A 17,194-nucleotide genomic window follows, 5' to 3' on the forward strand; every position below is an offset into this window, starting at 1 on the left:
TTTCTACCTCCTTACTTTAGGTTCTTTTTCTTAAAGGAACGACTTCCTATAAGAGATGTTGAAAAAATTACAAACGCAGAGCACAATGGAAGAAAAATCAGGTGTTCCACCCCTTCTTCGCAAAGAATTACACCTTGTCCTCCAGGTGTCAGACAGATAAGAAATTCCAGCAGGATACGAAATGTTCCACCGATGAATTTGATATTTTGGGGATGCCATCGCACAGTTGGGTCTGTATCACTCCACATCCATCCATCCAATAACTCTGGTTCTGCAAAACGATCATAAAGGAGCATCCCGATTATGACCATTGCAGCTACAGCTCCCAGACAAAGAAGTGTCGCTGAGTTTTTGTTCTCCGCCAGACTTGCCAACAGACAACATACGCTGGAGAGTGCAACGACCATCAAAAGGCTTGAAAAAATATAAAATGCCATCTCTCCCAAAGAGAGGTTCAGGCTTGCCGTACCCAGTAGCGGAATATCCAGCATCCCATTAACTATCAACCAGATTAGTGCAGTACTCAGTCCAGCACATATGGTCAGGAGAAGATTGGAAAAATAAACTTCTTCACGAGTGTGTCCGCAGATTAGTTTATTGCGCAGAGTTCCATATTCATAGTCTGTTCCCCACAAATATGCGGCAAATACGGCGATAAATGGTCCCATCAGGGGTGAATATCCAAAAAAACGGGCGACCAGCTTATAGATGTATGCATTAGTCAAATTCGTCTGGAAGTAACCGTTGAGGATGATGAATGCGGAAAGCAATACAGCAATCACTAATTCTATTCGAATCATTTTTTTATTCTCTGTACGGTAAAAGGCTGCTCGAAAAAGTTTACGCATTATTATCACCTCCAACCAGAGAGATGTAATAACTCTCCAAACTTTCATCTTTTTCCTGCATAGACAGCACTTCGCAGTTTTCCTTTGCCAGTACAACGGTCAGCTGTGTCACATTGATCTTTGCGAACACATCGGCTGTTGTTGCGGAGATAATTTTATATTCCAGATTCATGGAATCCAGCACACGAGCCAGAGTAGAAGTATCGGTCACTTCCATGCGGACACACTTGCGGCAAACTGTGTCCAGTTCTTCTGCACTCAGTTCCTTCACCATGCGACCATTATCAATGATACCGTAATGAGTAGCCAGACGGGAAAGTTCATCCAGAATGTGACTGGAAATAAGAACTGTAATCTGTTTTTCTCGGTTCAACTTCAAAATCAGTTCTCGCATTTCCACAATACCCTGAGGGTCGAGACCATTTACAGGCTCATCAAGAACAAGAAAGTCGGGATCACCGGCTAATGCGATAGCGATGCCCAGACGCTGCTTCATACCGAGGGAGAAGTTCTTCGCTTTTTTCTCTCCCGTGTTGTCGAGACCTACCAGCTTCAACAATTCCTGAATACAATCAAATGATGGCAGACCAAGAATGAGATACTGGTGCTTCAGATTTTCCTCCGCAGTCATATCCATGTAGATGGACGGTGTTTCCACCACAGCACCCATGCGACGGCGGGATTTGATAATATCCTTGCTGTCATTGCGGATGCCGTACAGAGAAAAGCTACCGGAAGTCGGTTCCTGCAATCCGCAGATCAAGCGGATCAGGGTTGTCTTACCAGCGCCGTTCTTTCCCACAAAGCCATAGATGGAACCTTTGGGAACATTCATAGTAAGACCATTCAATGCCTGAAAGTTTTTATACTTTTTTGTCAGGCTGTTTGTTTGCAAAATATAGTTCATATTGTATTACCTCCTTTGCTGACCTAAGTTTACAAAACAAAAGTCAAGAAAGTGGTCAAGAAAAACGTCAAGATTTGGTCAAGATTTTTTGTTCTGCCAATTTGAAACCAATTCCCCAAACTGTTTCGATATAGTCTACACCGCTGACATCCTGCATCTTTTTACGAAGATTGCTGATGTGCTGCTTCAAAGAACGCTCGGTGCAGTCGGGTGTGTCCAGACTGATTCTGTCAAGCAGGACACTCTTTGAAATTACCTGTTTGGGATTTTCCATCAGCAGTTTTAAGATGGCATACTCCGTTCGGGTCAGCTTCACAGGCTGCTCCTGTACTGTCAGAGAAAGGGAAACCATATCCAAAACCAAATCGCCAACGGAAAGAGATTTGGTTTCGCCATGTTGTTCTGCCTTGCGGAGCTGAACAGTGATACGGGCAAGAAGCTCCTTTGTATCAAAAGGCTTGGTCATGTAATCTGCCGCACCGCCCAGCAGAAGATTTACCTTGTCTTGCACATCTACTTTTGCGCTGAGAACGATAACAGGAATGTTCTCAATGTGGGGCAGAACTTCCTCGCCAGACAATCCCGGCAACATCAGATCCAGCAGCACCAAATCGGGCTTGTTTTGTGAAAGAAGATATAACGCTTCTGTGCCGGAGTATGCACGAAGAACAGAATAGCCCTCTTGCACCAGCACTTCTCTCAGCATATCTCCAATATGAATATCATCATCTATGATTGCGATTGTTTTCATTCTCGTTCCTCGTCAATTTCCTTTTATAGTTCAAACGCTACTATCGTTTCCTTTGGCAACTTCTCGTTTTCGCAGTTTAGAAGGTAGGCTATTGCCTTGTTCGCAAAGCGGTTTGTTTTCATTGTATCCCAATCGGCAAGTCGGACTATTTCTGATGTGCCGTTCTCAAAATCAAATGAAATCTGGCCCCATTCGCCGTCGCAGTCTGCTTGGTATTCGTAGATTGCGGTGGCGATTTTCTTTTTTCGTTTGGTCTTGGATTTCTGTTTCAAGCGGACAGCATGGATTGCGCCCTCGGCAACCAACAATTCTGTCAGTTTGTCCACTGCTCTGCGGTAGGCTCGCTCCGCACCGCTGGCAGTGCTGCCCTCAAACATTACAGCCAGTTCCTCAAAGGTGGGACGGCCTTTCCATGAGCCGACATGCCCGCAGGTCATGCAGATTGCCAGCCGCTTTTCAAGCAAGGTCTGTTCCCGGTAGTTCAGCTTATCAAAAGCTCGCTGCACCTTTTCTGCCTGTATGCCGTTCCAGAGGATATCGGTATAGTTCCAGCTATCGTCAAGGGCTACATCCTCGCCTGTTTCTTCGCCGTCCTCGTCTGTGACATAGAAAGGCTGCTGATTGCGGATTCCACGGACAACTTTCAGATATTCTTCCGCAAGGGCAAGATCGCAGTTGTATTTCTTGGAAAATTCGTTGACCGCATCCTTGGTATTGTGGTACAGCCAAGCCATTGACCGCACCATTTTGTAATTGGTCAGAGAGGACACCGACCATTTTTCTTCGCCCATGCGAAAACGGAGCATAGCATCCCGGATGAACGGGAAAATGTATGTAGCATACTCTGCACCCTTGGCAAGGTCATAGTCCATCAGCTTTTGGAGCATTTGCTCCCGGCAGGAGAGCTTTATATCTATAAATCGGTCTGTGTCATACAGATCGCCGCCATCCACACCGAGAAAGTCTTTGATGCGCTTGTTAAGCTGCGGCTCGTAGTGGTGTAGGAAGAATGAGAAATATATCAAATTCTTTTCCTGCAAGGCAGACAGGATATATTCGTTCAGATTGCCCACCGCTGGAGGCTCCGGTTCCAGTTGAAAGATGCGCTCTGCCGCATAAGGAATGATGCCGTCACCGTGCGGATTGACAGCGTGTTTTGGTATGTATCCGGTCATGTCCCATGAAAAATCACTCAGCATAGCGCACCTCCCTTCTCATTTCTATAAGAATCCCTTAAGACATTCTTTCATAAAAAGAATGAAGTATTTCTGCCAATTCCTGCGGTGATTCAATATTAACTTCATGTCCGGCACCAATAATCGTTTTTAATTCCACGTTCTTAAGCAATTCTGCCAATTCAATAGAAGCATTTTTATTCGCAGTATCTTTCTCGCCATATAACAATAGTGTAGGGCATGATATTTTGTGCAGAGAGTTGTTAAAGTCCAACTCCATCATGGTTTCGCATAGAAGTAAGAAATCAGCTTTTCTAAATCCCATTTGTTGAAACATGGATTTAGGCATAAATCTAAAGAGAAGATTTTGAAATTTCAGAAGCTTCTTGGGCATTTTATATTGTGTGGCGATAAGCACCAAGGAGCGAACTTTTTTCGGATATTGTATAGCATAGTTCAGAGCTAATACGCCCCCAAGCGATAAACCGCACAAATCAATAGGCTCATCATATTGATTGCAGTAATCTGAAAATGCAGCATATAGATTATCATAGGTCACTTCTTTGCTATGAACTAAATCAGGAAGATTCGGACACAAGCTGTAATCAGTAGTTTGCAAAATATCTATTGTTTTTGTCCAACTGTCAGATGTTTGTCCTAATCCATGCACATATATTTGTTTCATATTGTTCCCCCACTAAATATGTATCTTAGCTTCTGCAAGCAAAGCAGCCTGTTCCATTTCTTTTTCATAAGCTCCTTTGGCATAAGCAACATCACTTTTTGCCCGGAGTTCTTTATCTTTTGCCAGTTTCTTCATGACCTCCGCAAGGTCAGCGTCCAGAGTACCACGCTTTACATAGCGATTTATGGTGTTCAGCCTCTTTTCATATATCTGGATAATCGGATGATCGTCTGCAAGCTCTCGCTGTTCTCTGCCTTTTAGATTGCCGATCTGCCGGCAAGTGCGGTGCAGCTTGTCCCCCGGTGCATAGCCGCCGCAGTATTTGGTGTGCCTTGCGTTGGTGGTGAGGAACCACTTGCCGCAGATTTTGCATTTTTTCGGGGCATGACCAACACATAAGCCCTCAAAAAGATCAGACCGGAACATCCCTACAAAGGATACATAGTGCATCCGCTTGACCAGCTTCGCAACTTTTTCGCCGGGACGGATGACGGATACATACTGAACGGAATTGTTCAGGGTAGACATCCAGGCATTGCCTTCCGTGATGGAAAACTCCGGCGGGAAATAGCTGCCGAACATTTTTGCAAAACCCTCTGCGGTGCGGTCTGCTTCGTTGCCGTCTGTTTTTTCTGCAAAATCAAGCATGGACGTTTGGTATTCCCCAAGGGAGTATGCCAGATGCCCGAAAACTGCGGTATAGCGTTGGAGCATCATCGCATCGGTAAAGTTCTGGATTTCTTCAAATTGCAAAGAATTGGTTGCGGCTTTTATGGCAAACTCCACATATTTCAGCGCATTGTCCACAGTAAAGACTTTTTCAATCCGTTCTCTGTGCTTTGAGATATTCATATAGGAGAACGGCGGTGTTTGACTGAGAATATCGAGCATCGTCAGAGCAGCTTCCTTTGCAATAGGACAGAGTGCAGAAGCATCCTGTCCGGCGTTTAATATTCCAAGCAGCAGATTGATTTTCTCGCATTGCTCGTTTATTTTTGCAATGGTATTCACAGGAATATTCAGTGCATCACAGGCAAGCGTACCGACAGGAAATGTTTTGCTCTCATATATGACCGTATCCTGCCAGAAATCCAATGTCATCAATTCTTGATTCATGCTTGCCCTCCTGTCCTGTTTTTTCATTTTTCTAATTATATCATGTAAATGTGAAGAAATCTACGTCCTCAGATAAGTTGTCCTGTTTTTTGAAACAGGATTGTCCTGTCATTAGCCTGTTTTTTGAAAAATCCGTCATAACCATAATAGAAGGAGCGAAGCACCTGCCAATCACGACGGGTGCTTCGTGCTTTCCAGAATATTATGAACGGAGGGTTTTCTATGACAATCTATGAAACCATCAAGGCGGCAATCAGCGTCAAGCAAGCCGCCGAACACTACGGGCTGAAAGTGAGCCACAACGGCATGGCTTGCTGCCCGTTCCACAACGACAGGCATCCGAGCTTGAAGCTGAATGAGGACTATTTTTTCTGCTTCGGCTGCGGAGCCAAAGGGGATGTGATCGACCTTGTGGCAAGGCTGTTCAATCTGAGCAGTTATGAAGCAGCGCAAAAGCTGGCTTTGGACTTCGGGCTTGACCCGAAACCGCCCACTGCCGCAGCTATGGTCAAGCCGAAGCGTCCCTATATCCGTCAGTTCCGGGAGGATGAAATGCTGTGCTTCCGGGTGCTGACGGATTATTTGCATCTGTTGGAAGATTGGAAAGTGCGCTATGCTCCCAAGACACCGGAAGATGCTCTGGATGACCGTTTTGTGGAAGCCTGCCAGATGCACTGCCATATCGAATATATGGCAGATGTGCTGACGGTGGGTGATCTGGAAGAACGGGTGGCATTGGTGGACAAGCTGATGCAGGACGGCAAAATTGCTTTTCTGCAAGAGTATACCGCACGAAAGAAAAAGGAGGTGGCGCATCATGGCGAAGAACCGGAAAACGCCTGATATGAACTTGCCCATGTGGTTTGACGGGCAGAACATCAACGAAGCTCTGTTTTGTGAAGAATTTCTGCAAGAGCGCAGGATCATCTTCGCAAACGGAGCTTTTTTCACGCCCGATGGTCGAGTGACGGACGATCTTCCTCTGCGTGGGGAGATTTACGACAAGCTGAAATTCTGTGCCGTAAACAATATCCCCCGGAAGATCACCAACATTCTGGAAGTGCTGAAACTGGAAGCGCAAGTGCCGGACTTTCCACCGGAGCAGGATCGGATTCATTTGTCCAACGGTACGCTGCTATTGAACGGCACATTTACCGAGGGCAGACCGGCTATCGTGCGGAGCCGTTTGCCGGTTGCTTACAATCCCGATGCTACTGCGCCGGTGATCTGGCTGAACTTTCTGGATGGGTTGCTTTACGCCGAGGACATTCCAACTTTGCAGGAGTTTATCGGCTATTGCCTGATTCCCTCCAACAAGGGGCAGCGCATGATGGTGATTAAAGGCAACGGCGGCGAGGGTAAATCTCAAATCGGTGCGGTACTGTCTACCATCTTCGGCACGAATATGAAAGACGGCAGCATCGGCAAGATTTCTGAAAACCGCTTCGCCCGTGCCGATTTGGAACACATTCTCCTGTGCGTGGATGATGATATGCGGATGGAAGCTCTGCGCCAGACCAACTATGTAAAATCCATTGTCACCGCACAGGGCAAGATGGATTTGGAACGCAAAGGCAAGCAGAGTTATCAGGGTTGGATGTTCGCCCGATTGCTGGCATTCAGCAACGGTGATCTGCAAGCCTTGTATGACCGCAGTGACGGATTTTATCGCAGACAGCTTGTGCTGACCACCAAGGAAAAGCCAGTGGACAGAGCTGACGATCCCGACCTTGCGGAGAAGATGAAAGCTGAAGCCGAGGGTATCTTCCTGTGGGCATTTGAAGGCTTACAGCGGCTTGTTGCCAACAACTTTAAGTTTACGGAGAGTGAGCGTATCCGGGAAAACCGGGAAGCGGTCAAGCGTGACAACAACAATATCTTTGATTTCATGGATTCCGAGGGATACATCCAGCGTAAAGCGGATGCGTCCATCAGTTCCAAGGATTTCTATGAAATCTACCGGATGTGGTGCGAAGAAAATTCCCTTGCACCGCTGAAAGCCCGCAGCTTCAGCGACGCCATGATTGCCAATGCCAAGAAATTTAATCTGGAACATTGCAACAATATCACCAACTCTGCCGGACGGCGGGTTTGGGGATTCATGGGAGTGGAAGCCATTGCACGACCTCATATAAATGGGTTTTACGGAGATTCGCCGTGTACGTACGTACCGGAGGACATTCCGGAGGAATGGCGGCAGGTCGAGTAAATCCCATTGGCTGGTACGTATGTACGCAGCAAAAGAGGGTGAAACGCTTGTGATAGAAACAGCTCATTTCCTTTATTTGGGCTGTTTCTATTGCAGTGAAAGATTTGATTTTCACTGCCGCCGGGATGGGTGGTGTTTCGCAAAACAGCAGCTATCCGGGCTGAACAACAGAAAACGATGCAGACAGTTTTCGGGCAGTTCAGCAGAGGTCACCGCAGTGACCGCATTCCCCCTCGGGAGAGCCCTCGGAGAGCCCACGGCACTTTGCAGCCAGTATGGATGAAAGTGTCATAGTGGGTTATTACACTTTGAAAAAGTGCCTCTCCGTAGTTCTCCGCTGTCTGCAAATCTCAAAGAAAGGACAAAAATTCTATGGCAAGAAATGATGGAATAGACCGTACCGTAGCCAGAAATCAGGACTTGGAAACCCCGGCAGATGTGGCTAAGGTACAGGAACACAATGAGCGTGAAAAGGACAGCTACAGCAATCAGGACATCGTGCCGGAACGCACTTCTCTGAACGTTCATTTCAAAGCACCCACGGACGATTATGTAAAAACGTTTGAGCAGATGGAACAGGACGGCGTAATTTCCACCAGAGGTCTGAAACCGGATGCCGTCAAATACGGCGAGTTAGTATTTGATGTGAACTCTGCTTATTTCTACAATCATGGCGGCTATGAATTTGCAAAACAGTTTTATGCTGATGCTTACAAAGCCGCCGTGGAGATTGTAGGCGGTGAGCAGTATATCCTCTCCGCTGTGATGCACGCCGATGAGCGCAACCGGGCAATGTCCGAAGCTCTGGGCGAGGATGTGTACCACTATCATCTTCATGTGGTTTATATCCCGATGGTGGAAAAGCAGATCCTTTGGTCGAAGCGATGCAAGGATGAAGCCCTCCGGGGAACCGTTAAGGAGGTCATCACACAGGTCAGCCGCAGTAAGAAATGGGAGTCTAAGCCGGTGCTTGACGAGGACGGTAATCCAATGTTGAACGCAAGAGGAAAAAAGATTTTGAGGTCATCCTACAGTGTGTTGCAGGATGACTTTTTTCATTTCATGCGAGTTGCCGGATATACCGATCTGGAGCGTGGAGAGCGTGGCAGTACCGAGGAACATCTGACTGTGACCCAGTTCAAGGTGCAGGCAGAACAGCAGCGGCTGGAAACTGTGGCCGGACAGGTGGCACAGGTGGAGCGGGGTTTGGAGAATGCCAAAGCTGCCACGGAGAAGCAGAAACAGAAACTGGAAGCTCTGCAAAAGGAAACCAAAACAGCAAAGACCGTTGCTCTGACGGTGCAGGAGATTGAAACAATGGGCAAAAAAGCCACATTCGGAAACAATGTTGTGCTGACTCCGGATGAATGCGACACGCTCAAACACTATGCGGTCAATGGTATTATTGCCAATGCTGACAACAAGCGACTGAAAGAAAAATTGGCTTCCGCAGAAAAGACGGTTTCCATCTGGAAGCAGCGGTATGAAGCGGTAAGCGAAAAATATATGGAACTCAAACAGAAAGCCCAACCCTTTCTGGATGCACTGGAAATCGCATCCGAAAAGGTTCGGGCTTTTATCAATTCTATCCTCATCAGAGGAAAGGAAACACAGGAACACGAACACCCTGCCCGGAAGCGTGGACAGGATATGGAACTTTGATGGAGGAATCGCCTATTGAAGAAATATTATGAAGAAGCGAAATATAATGCGGCATTTGACCGCTGTGTGGATGTTATGAGCCAGATGCTCCAGAAATATGGACATCAGGTTTTGGATAAATTGGAACAGGACGCTCCGCAGGAAGTGGAGTATTCCGAGGAAAGTAATCAAGCGCAGCTTCTGACGGATAAGGCTGCGTAAAATTTGCAATTTACACGTTGCGTATTCACTATGGCTATGCTATAATGATTACGCAACGTGTATTTTTTGCTTTTGTGGAGAAAAGACGGATGGATTGTAAAAACAGAATTATAAAGTTGCGGGAAAGCACAGGACTGAATCGGAAAGATTTTTGCAAGCTCGTCCATATTCCTTACCGGACTATGACTGAATGGGAATTGGACAACCGCCATGCACCGGATTATGTGCTATGGCTTTTGGAGTATTATATCCGCAACGAGGGACTTATGGTAAAAGGAAGGAATGAGGGAGGTGAAGATTCTGAAAAAGAAACAACTTAAATGCTATCTTTATACAAGAGTGTCCACCTCGATGCAGGTTGACGGATACAGCTTGGATGCCCAGCGTGACAAGCTGCGGAAGTATGCGGCATACGAGGATATGATCGTTGCCGGGGAGTATTCTGACGAGGGCTTTTCTGGAAAGAACATTCAAGGGCGGCAGGAGTTTCAACGGATGCTGAATGACATCCAGGACGGCAAAGATGATGTTTCTTATGTGTTGGTCTTTAAGCTGTCCCGATTTGGCAGAAATGCAGCGGACGTTCTGAACTCTTTGCAACTCATGCAGGATTTCGGTGTCAATCTGATCTGCGTGGAGGATGGCATTGACAGCTCCAAGGATGCAGGAAAGCTGATGATCTCTGTGCTGTCTGCGGTGGCAGAAATCGAGCGAGAGAATATCCGCACACAAACAATGGCAGGACGGGAACAAAAGGCTCGTGAGGGCAAATGGAACGGCGGATTTGCACCTTATGGATATAAACTGGATAATGGTGAACTTGTTATTGCCGAAGATGAAGCAGAAGTTATCCGAGTAATCTATGATCGTTATATTCATACAAACGAGGGTGTTGCAGGAGTTGCAAAATATCTGAACCGCAATGGTTATACTAAGAAACTAAGACAGAATAATACCATTCCGGGATTTTCAAGAGATTTTGTGAAAAATGTATTGTACAATCCTGTTTATATGGGAAAGATTGCTTACGGCAGACGAAGAACAGAAAAGAAACAGGGTACAAGAAACGAGATGCACGTGGTTGAGCAGTCGGAGTTCCCGGTTTATGAAGGACAGCACAAAGCTATCATTTCCGAAGAAGATTGGTATCTGGCACAGGAAAAGCGCAAGGTCAATTCCTTTAAGCGGGAAAAGGTCAATAATCCAGACCACGCCCACATCCTGTCCGGTATCTTGAAATGCCCATGCTGCGGCAAGAGTATGTACGGCAATATCGCCAAGGCGCACAGTAAGGATAAGAAAACCCGGTATTATTACTACTGCAAAAATACGGTTACACCTACCGGGCATGAGTGCAGCTTCCGTCTGAATATTGAGCAGACGGAAATCAACAAATTTGTGGCGAAGGTTATCTCCGCTATGGTCAATAATCCACGGTTTGTAGAAGCGATTCAGGCGAAAATCGGAGCAGCAGTTGATACAGAAGATATGGAAAAGCAGATTGCTGTCCTACAAGGGCGGCTAAAGCAAGCCTTTGGAACGAAAAGCCGCTTGGAGCGTCAGATGGATACCTTGGACCTCAATGATGCCCACTATGACAGAAAGATTTTGGACTTGCAGCGCCGCTATGATGAGCAGTATGATATCATAGAGGAAATTGAAGTTCAGATTGCCGAACTGCAAGGACAGATACGCAGCATCCAGCAGGAGAAAATCTCTGGCGATAACATTTATCGGCTCTTACTGGCATTTGATGAAGTCTACCATTCTGCAACGGAAGCGGAGCAGAAGGAGTTTATGAAGGCCTTTATCGAGCGAATTGAGATGTTCCCGGAGAAAAGGAAAGACGGAAGCTGGATAAAGAAGATCGTATTCAATTTTCCTGTGCCTGTTGATGGCGAGGAAGTGAAAGAACTTCCCTTGGAAACTGAAACAACTGTTGAGACGGTTGTTCTTTTGTCCCAACTGAAACAAAAGCCGGATGTATCTCACAGGTAAAGAGAAAATGCGGAATTGAGGTTGGAAGGAATTTGCGCGTTGCAACGAGGAGAATGGACTGCTTGCAGGGCAATTCGACGACTGCCGCGACAGACTTGGAACTTGTTCCAAGTCCTAATTTACCTAAAAATGAAGATAGCAGGCAACCGCAGTGTCCAGAAGATAAAGAGAGTGCAATTGTGGAGGCATTGAAGCATTTTAAGATGAATAGTTAATAAAGAGAGGTGCAGATGCTATGCCAGGTATACTCGTGGTTGAAGATGATGAAAATTTAAATCGTGGAATTACATTTTCACTGAAAAAATCCGGATATGAGGTTTTTTCAGCAGAATCAGTGAAAAAAGCGAAAAGAATTGCAAGTGATCATAATGTGGATGTTACCATTTGTGATGTGAATCTTCCGGATGGGAATGGACTGGAATTTGTAAGGTGGATGAGATGCAATTATAATACATACATTATTTGTCTTACAGCACTAGATCAGGAGATGGATCAGGTCATGGGATATGAAGCAGGGGCAGATGATTATATTACAAAGCCGTTTAGTCTTTCGGTACTTCTTTTGAAAATAGAAGCACATTTCCGCCGCAGACAGGAGAAAACGGAAGCCGGAAAGATGATTTCGGGAGATATCGTATTTATCGCAGGAGAAATGAAAGTCCTGATAAAGAGTCGTGAAATCAGTCTGACAAAAACGGAGTTGAAAATGCTGACTTTTTTTCTTCAGAATCCGAAACAGATTCTTTCAAAAACACAAATATTGGAAAATGTGTTTGATCTGGAAGGGGATTTTGTGGATGAAAATACAATCGCTGTCAATATCAGAAGACTCCGTGAGAAAATCGAAGACAATCCGGCTGCACCGGTCTATATCAAGAATATCAGAGGTCTTGGGTATATATGGAATCAGGAGGTAAGGCAGTGACAAAGAGATATCGCAAGAAGATTACAGTAGTGTTCTCCTTGATATTACCTGTCATATTATTGTTTGCAATATTAAATTGCTTTACCACGTATGTGTTTTATGAAGATTACAAATATAAAATGAATCTTATGACAGAGATTGCTGCAAAGGAAGAATTTTCCGGGCTGGATGCTGTTTCGGAATTGCTTAAGGATAAGGATATTGAAACCAACGAACAGGGAAAGCAATTATTGGAGCAATATGGATACTGGGGAAATAAAGGGAATGCATTTTATTCGCAATTCCAGCATCAGGTTATGGTGATCGGTGCTGTAAGCACTGTGATATGCGTGTTTTTTTTGACTTTTTTACTTTATTGGAAGAAAAAAGAAGATGCGTGTCATCAGAAAATATTAGACCAGTTGGAAGAAATTCTGATCAGATTCCGTGAAAATAAATTTGATGATTTACTGAAAACGGAAAATTACGCAGAACTGGAAAAATTGAATGACCAGCTTGAAGCAATCGGACATCATATTCAGTTGCTAAAGGAAGAAGCACGGACAGAAAAAGAGAGCACGAAAGAAATGGTTTCTGACATCTCACACCAGTTAAAGACACCGGTTGCAGCTTTGGATATATGTTTTAGTGTGCTGATGCAGAATGACTTAAGTGCCACAGAACAGGAGGAGTTTCGTATCCGTTGTCGGAGTGCTCTGGATGGACTGGAGACATTATTGCAGTCGCTTCTTGAAATATCCAAGATGGAAACTGGACTGATTCAGATGAATAAGAAAAAACTTCCACTTATAGATACTGTCATATCTGCTGTGAATCGTACATATCCAAAAGCGGATGAGAAAGAAATTGAATTCGTTTTTGACTATGAAAAAGAGCTGGAAACATGCACGATTATGCAGGATAAAAGGTGGCTTGGCGAAGCTGTGATCAACGTTCTGGATAATGCGGTCAAGTACAGTCCGGGTGGTTCAAAAATATTTATCCGGTTACAAAAAAGAAACGATCTTGTAAGAATGGAAATTGAGGATCAGGGAATTGGTATTCCGCAGAATGAGTATCACAAAATTTTTCAACGATTTTACAGAGGAAGTTCCAGGGAGGTCATGGAAAAGAGTGGTACAGGAATCGGACTTTTTCTATCGAGAGAAATTATCGAAAAGCACGCAGGTATGATTACGGTAACCTCCGGTAAAAAGAAAAAAGGAAGCACGTTTGTGATTCAATTACCATATGTTAGTTAAATTTTAAATGAGCAGAAATCTTACAATTCTGTAAGACTTCTGCTCGTTTTTGAAAGTGAAATGAAAGATTATCCTGATACAATTTGGATGTAGGTTGAAAAATGACCAAATACATAAACAGGCAAAGAAAGCGTGTTGAAAAGGTACGTTTTACAGAATTGAAAAGGAGGTAGCACATTGAGTGTGATATTAGAAACCAAGCAGCTTTGTAAGTTTTATGGCGCAGGTGAGAATCAGGTCAAAGCGGTCAATCAGGTGGACATTCAGATTGAGCAGGGAGAATTTGTCGCAATTGTTGGAAAGTCAGGTTCCGGTAAAAGTACATTACTTCATATGCTTGGAGGGCTAGACACCCCGACAAAAGGCAGTGTTACTTTAGCAGGGAAAGATTTATACAGGATGAAGGAAGATGCCCTTGCTGTTTTCCGCAGAAGAAAAATCGGATTTGTTTTTCAGGCATTTAATCTGGTTTCATCTGTTAATGTCTGGGAAAATATTGTACTGCCACTGGGGCTGGATGGAAGAAAAGTGGATGAAACGTATGTAAATGATATTATTGCAACTCTGGGGATTGAAAACCGGATTTATAATCTGCCAAATCAGTTATCCGGAGGACAGCAGCAGAGAGTAGCAATTGCAAGAGCACTGGTGAATCGTCCGGAAATTATATTTGCAGATGAGCCGACAGGAAATCTTGATTCCAAGACCAGTGATGAGGTGATCGCCCTGCTTAAGATGACAGCAAAAAAATATGGGCAGACAATTGTAATGATTACCCATGATGACGAAATTGCACAGGTCGCTGACCGTATTCTGGTGATTGAGGACGGACAGGTGGTGGATTTCAGATGAAGACAATAAGCAGGATTGCATATAGCAATGACAAAAAGAACAAGACAAGAAGTATACTGATTATGATGTCCATATGTCTGACTACGATGCTGCTTGTGATTATCAGTACTGTGGGAAATGGAATGATACGTTTGCAGAAAAGTCAGGCGGCAGGCTCATATGGAAGCAATTATGGTCTGTTTGTCGCAGCAGATGGTACGCAATTAAAAGAAGTGGAACGCAGAGCTGAGATATCTGATATCGGCATCATGTGTACGGAGGGCATCCTGAAAGGAAATGAAAATGGCGGGTTTGTCTGCATGGATGAGACTGCAAGAAAAATGCTTCCCTATAATAAGGAATATGAGTTAAAGGAAGGAAAGTATCCGGAAAAAATGCAGGAAATTGCCGCCGGAAGAGCTTTTTTTTGTGCAATGGGATATGATGATGTAAAGGTCGGAGATACGGTTACACTGGATTACCGTGTAGGGATGCGGTCAGAATATAAGCCGGAAGAGTTTGTTGTCAGCGGAATCCTATATGATCGGGATGAGTATACCATCGAGGCATCTTATGTTGCTTTCGGGTCACAGGAGTTTTATGATGAGCACGTCGCAGAGAATGACAGACAGTATAATATCTATTTTACGTTAAACGATTCTGCAAATGTATCTATGAATAATATTGAACCGGTTATAAAGCAGATTGCAGCATCTTGTGGAATCGAAGAAAAAAACGTTATAGTCAATGATCTCTATTTGCAATGGGTCTTGCAGCCGAGTTATGAAACGATTGCGGTATGTGGAATTCTGATTCTTGCAATTGTACTTTTCTCTGTGGTGGTCATTTATAATATTTTTCAGGTCGGTATTGTCAACAAGATACAGGAGTATGGAAAAATCAAGGCTCTGGGAGCGACAAAAAAGCAGATGAAACAACTGATCTTCAGAGAGGGCATTTTTTTGACCATTTTTTCCATACCAGTTGGATTGCTTCTTGGTTTTCTGATTGCAAAATGCGGTTTTAACTGGCTGGTAGAACAGGGAAACCTTGTATCAACCGGAACTGGCTCTATGGGAGTTCAAAATCAGCAGGTGCCTCTGTTTTCCCTGCCTGTTATGCTTCTCTGTATTTTCGTATCATTTCTTACCGTTGCTTTGGCACTGCGTAAACCAATGAAAATTGTTTCACGGATTTCACCTATCGAAGCAACACGGTATTTAGAAAATGCAGAAACACACAAAAAAGGAAAACGAAATGGCAGAAAAAATGTCACCGTGTTTTCTATGGCAATGGCAAATGTAACGGGTAATCCCAAAAGAACTATTGGTACTATCCTCACAATGGGTTTTTCTTGCGTATTGTTTGTGATTATCTCTAATTATGTGGGAAATATTGACACGGAGCATGAAGCACGTCTTTCCGTTAATCATGGACAATTTGAACTGCAGCTTGACTATTCTGCTGAGTATGATGAAAGATATCCGGAGAATAACCTGGATACGATTCTGACGGATGATCCATTGAATGATTCGCTGATTGAAGAAATCAAAAGCATTCCGGGAGTAACAGATGTCATGACGAGAGAGATTGTCTCTGTAAATCTGAACGGAACAAGATTTCCGGCTGATATTGTGAGTAAAAATGATTTTGATTTTATACGCCAAGACGGGGACATTGGCTCTATGGACTATGATCAGGCGGTAAAGAATGGTGAAATTTTCTTTGGCTGGTCAACGTGGATGGAACAAGATGGATATGCTCCGGGTGAATCCATTGCATTTGACTTTGAGAATGGAAGTGAAACCTATACCTATCAGGGAAAGATTGCAGGATCCTTTGTAAGCGCGGACACTTATCTTGTCATTCCGGAAGGTGTATATCGTTCCATGAATCCGAGAGGAACAGCCTATGGCTATCTGTGGGTGGACTGTGATAAAAAAGATGTGGCATCTGTAGAACAAAGTCTGAATACTTTGATTTCTAATACTTCGCATATAAAAATGGATAGTTATCATGCGCAGTTACAATCTGCCGAATTTGCAAGCAGCATGATGAAGCTTGGCTGTTATCTGTTTATGGCGGTTGTAGGACTCATCGGGTTTATGAATATGGCGAATACCATGATCATGAATATTACGACAAAAAAGCAGGAATATGGTATATTACAGGCTGTGGGTATGACAAATAAACAATTAAATTTATGCCTGCAGTTACAGGGACTGATTTTTACGGTTGGGACCATATGCGTAGCTTTGATCATTGGTCTGCCGCTCGGCTATGCACTTTTTTTCTATGCAAAACATAATGGAATATTTGGAATGAATATCTATCATGTTCCAATCGTACCAATTTTTATTATGATTTTTTTGGTCGGTCTGTTGCAGATTGTACTTTCCTGCGTTTTAAGCAGTAATCTGAAAAAGGAAACGCTGGTAGAAAGAATAAGGTATCAGGGATAGCAAGTAATATGTAATGAACTAGGTCTTAACGAAGAGGAGAAATAGATAACGTCCATTTTGTATGTATGATAAATCTAAACAGTATTTTAGCAACATTTCCTGAGTGGGGGCAGAAAGTGCCCCCACTTTCACTATTTGGGGGCGAAAAGCGCCACCATATATCGTAAATGATGGGTTCAAGGG

Annotated in this window: 16 protein-coding genes; 10 read left to right on the forward strand and 6 right to left on the reverse strand. The window is 44.2% G+C overall.

All coding sequences use genetic code 11. The features are described 5' to 3' along the window. Positions 1–11: 11 nt before the first annotated feature. From DXD92_RS06235 to DXD92_RS06260, 6 genes are all read right to left on the reverse strand, one after another. On the reverse strand, positions 12–848 hold the full coding sequence (locus tag DXD92_RS06235; protein WP_158581770.1) for an ABC transporter permease subunit: 837 nt from the start codon (positions 846–848) through the stop codon (positions 12–14). Beyond that, positions 841–1,755 carry an ABC transporter ATP-binding protein gene (locus tag DXD92_RS06240; RefSeq protein WP_055303617.1) on the reverse strand — a complete coding sequence of 305 codons (915 nt, stop codon included), beginning with the start codon at positions 1,753–1,755 and terminating at the stop codon, positions 841–843. The genes DXD92_RS06235 and DXD92_RS06240 overlap by 8 nt, the downstream gene beginning before the upstream one ends. A gap of 67 nt (positions 1,756–1,822) precedes the next feature. Continuing rightward, positions 1,823–2,506, reverse strand: a complete 684-nt coding sequence (locus DXD92_RS06245; protein WP_055303618.1) for a response regulator transcription factor — start codon at positions 2,504–2,506, stop codon at positions 1,823–1,825. 23 nt (positions 2,507–2,529) lie between these two features. Continuing rightward, positions 2,530–3,705: a hypothetical protein gene (locus DXD92_RS06250; protein ID WP_118640284.1), complete on the reverse strand. Its 1,176-nt coding sequence runs from the start codon at positions 3,703–3,705 to the stop codon at positions 2,530–2,532. Positions 3,706–3,739: 34 nt separating this feature from the next. Continuing rightward, positions 3,740–4,366 carry an alpha/beta fold hydrolase gene (locus DXD92_RS06255; protein WP_118640285.1) on the reverse strand — a complete coding sequence of 209 codons (627 nt, stop codon included), beginning with the start codon at positions 4,364–4,366 and terminating at the stop codon, positions 3,740–3,742. 12 nt (positions 4,367–4,378) lie between these two features. Next, positions 4,379–5,482, reverse strand: coding sequence for a DUF6076 domain-containing protein (locus DXD92_RS06260; protein ID WP_118640286.1), 1,104 nt, complete (start codon positions 5,480–5,482; stop codon positions 4,379–4,381). A gap of 222 nt (positions 5,483–5,704) precedes the next feature. On the opposite strand from DXD92_RS06260, the gene DXD92_RS06265 reads away from it, so the two are divergent. The 10 genes from DXD92_RS06265 (at position 5,705) to DXD92_RS06315 (ending at position 17,011) form a co-directional block, all read left to right on the forward strand. Continuing rightward, positions 5,705–6,325, forward strand: coding sequence for a CHC2 zinc finger domain-containing protein (locus DXD92_RS06265; protein ID WP_039996408.1), 621 nt, complete (start codon positions 5,705–5,707; stop codon positions 6,323–6,325). Further along, entirely contained in the window at positions 6,300–7,691 is a 1,392-nt protein-coding gene (locus DXD92_RS06270; RefSeq protein WP_117598360.1) for a DNA primase family protein, read from the forward strand. The genes DXD92_RS06265 and DXD92_RS06270 overlap by 26 nt, the downstream gene beginning before the upstream one ends. A gap of 372 nt (positions 7,692–8,063) precedes the next feature. After that, positions 8,064–9,353: a plasmid recombination protein gene (locus tag DXD92_RS06275; RefSeq protein WP_118640287.1), complete on the forward strand. Its 1,290-nt coding sequence runs from the start codon at positions 8,064–8,066 to the stop codon at positions 9,351–9,353. 15 nt (positions 9,354–9,368) lie between these two features. Beyond that, positions 9,369–9,554: a hypothetical protein gene (locus tag DXD92_RS06280; protein ID WP_117526568.1), complete on the forward strand. Its 186-nt coding sequence runs from the start codon at positions 9,369–9,371 to the stop codon at positions 9,552–9,554. Between the two features lie 89 nt (positions 9,555–9,643). Further along, positions 9,644–9,874, forward strand: coding sequence for a helix-turn-helix domain-containing protein (locus DXD92_RS06285; protein ID WP_117554478.1), 231 nt, complete (start codon positions 9,644–9,646; stop codon positions 9,872–9,874). Beyond that, positions 9,855–11,552 carry a recombinase family protein gene (locus DXD92_RS06290; protein ID WP_279220646.1) on the forward strand — a complete coding sequence of 566 codons (1,698 nt, stop codon included), beginning with the start codon at positions 9,855–9,857 and terminating at the stop codon, positions 11,550–11,552. Before DXD92_RS06285 ends, DXD92_RS06290 begins: the two co-directional genes overlap by 20 nt. Positions 11,553–11,787: 235 nt before the next feature. Further along, positions 11,788–12,477, forward strand: coding sequence for a response regulator transcription factor (locus DXD92_RS06300; protein ID WP_055181289.1), 690 nt, complete (start codon positions 11,788–11,790; stop codon positions 12,475–12,477). Next, a complete protein-coding gene (locus tag DXD92_RS06305; protein ID WP_118640289.1) occupies positions 12,453–13,718 on the forward strand; it encodes a sensor histidine kinase in 1,266 nt (421 codons plus the stop codon). The genes DXD92_RS06300 and DXD92_RS06305 overlap by 25 nt, the downstream gene beginning before the upstream one ends. 177 nt (positions 13,719–13,895) lie before the next feature. Further along, positions 13,896–14,570: an ABC transporter ATP-binding protein gene (locus DXD92_RS06310; RefSeq protein WP_117509716.1), complete on the forward strand. Its 675-nt coding sequence runs from the start codon at positions 13,896–13,898 to the stop codon at positions 14,568–14,570. Then, positions 14,567–17,011, forward strand: coding sequence for an ABC transporter permease (locus DXD92_RS06315; RefSeq protein ID WP_118640290.1), 2,445 nt, complete (start codon positions 14,567–14,569; stop codon positions 17,009–17,011). Before DXD92_RS06310 ends, DXD92_RS06315 begins: the two co-directional genes overlap by 4 nt. The last annotated feature ends 183 nt before the right edge of the window (positions 17,012–17,194 follow it).

The sequence above is a fragment of the Blautia sp. TM10-2 genome, from assembly GCF_003480845.1.
Classification (GTDB): Bacteria; Bacillota; Clostridia; order Lachnospirales; family Lachnospiraceae; genus Fusicatenibacter; species Fusicatenibacter saccharivorans.

Bases quoted from the DNA above. Each gene is read 5' to 3' on its own strand.
- DXD92_RS06235 (WP_158581770.1), bottom strand. From the start codon at position 848: ATGCGTAAACTTTTTCGAGCAGCCTTTTACCGTACAGAGAATAAAAAA.
- DXD92_RS06240 (WP_055303617.1), bottom strand. From the start codon at position 1,755: ATGAACTATATTTTGCAAACAAACAGCCTGACAAAAAAGTATAAAAAC.
- DXD92_RS06245 (WP_055303618.1), bottom strand. From the start codon at position 2,506: ATGAAAACAATCGCAATCATAGATGATGATATTCATATTGGAGATATG.
- DXD92_RS06250 (WP_118640284.1), bottom strand. From the start codon at position 3,705: ATGCTGAGTGATTTTTCATGGGACATGACCGGATACATACCAAAACAC.
- DXD92_RS06255 (WP_118640285.1), bottom strand. From the start codon at position 4,366: ATGAAACAAATATATGTGCATGGATTAGGACAAACATCTGACAGTTGG.
- DXD92_RS06260 (WP_118640286.1), bottom strand. From the start codon at position 5,482: ATGAATCAAGAATTGATGACATTGGATTTCTGGCAGGATACGGTCATA.
- DXD92_RS06265 (WP_039996408.1), top strand. From the start codon at position 5,705: ATGACAATCTATGAAACCATCAAGGCGGCAATCAGCGTCAAGCAAGCC.
- DXD92_RS06270 (WP_117598360.1), top strand. From the start codon at position 6,300: ATGGCGAAGAACCGGAAAACGCCTGATATGAACTTGCCCATGTGGTTT.
- DXD92_RS06275 (WP_118640287.1), top strand. From the start codon at position 8,064: ATGGCAAGAAATGATGGAATAGACCGTACCGTAGCCAGAAATCAGGAC.
- DXD92_RS06285 (WP_117554478.1), top strand. From the start codon at position 9,644: ATGGATTGTAAAAACAGAATTATAAAGTTGCGGGAAAGCACAGGACTG.
- DXD92_RS06300 (WP_055181289.1), top strand. From the start codon at position 11,788: ATGCCAGGTATACTCGTGGTTGAAGATGATGAAAATTTAAATCGTGGA.
- DXD92_RS06305 (WP_118640289.1), top strand. From the start codon at position 12,453: ATGGAATCAGGAGGTAAGGCAGTGACAAAGAGATATCGCAAGAAGATT.
- DXD92_RS06315 (WP_118640290.1), top strand. From the start codon at position 14,567: ATGAAGACAATAAGCAGGATTGCATATAGCAATGACAAAAAGAACAAG.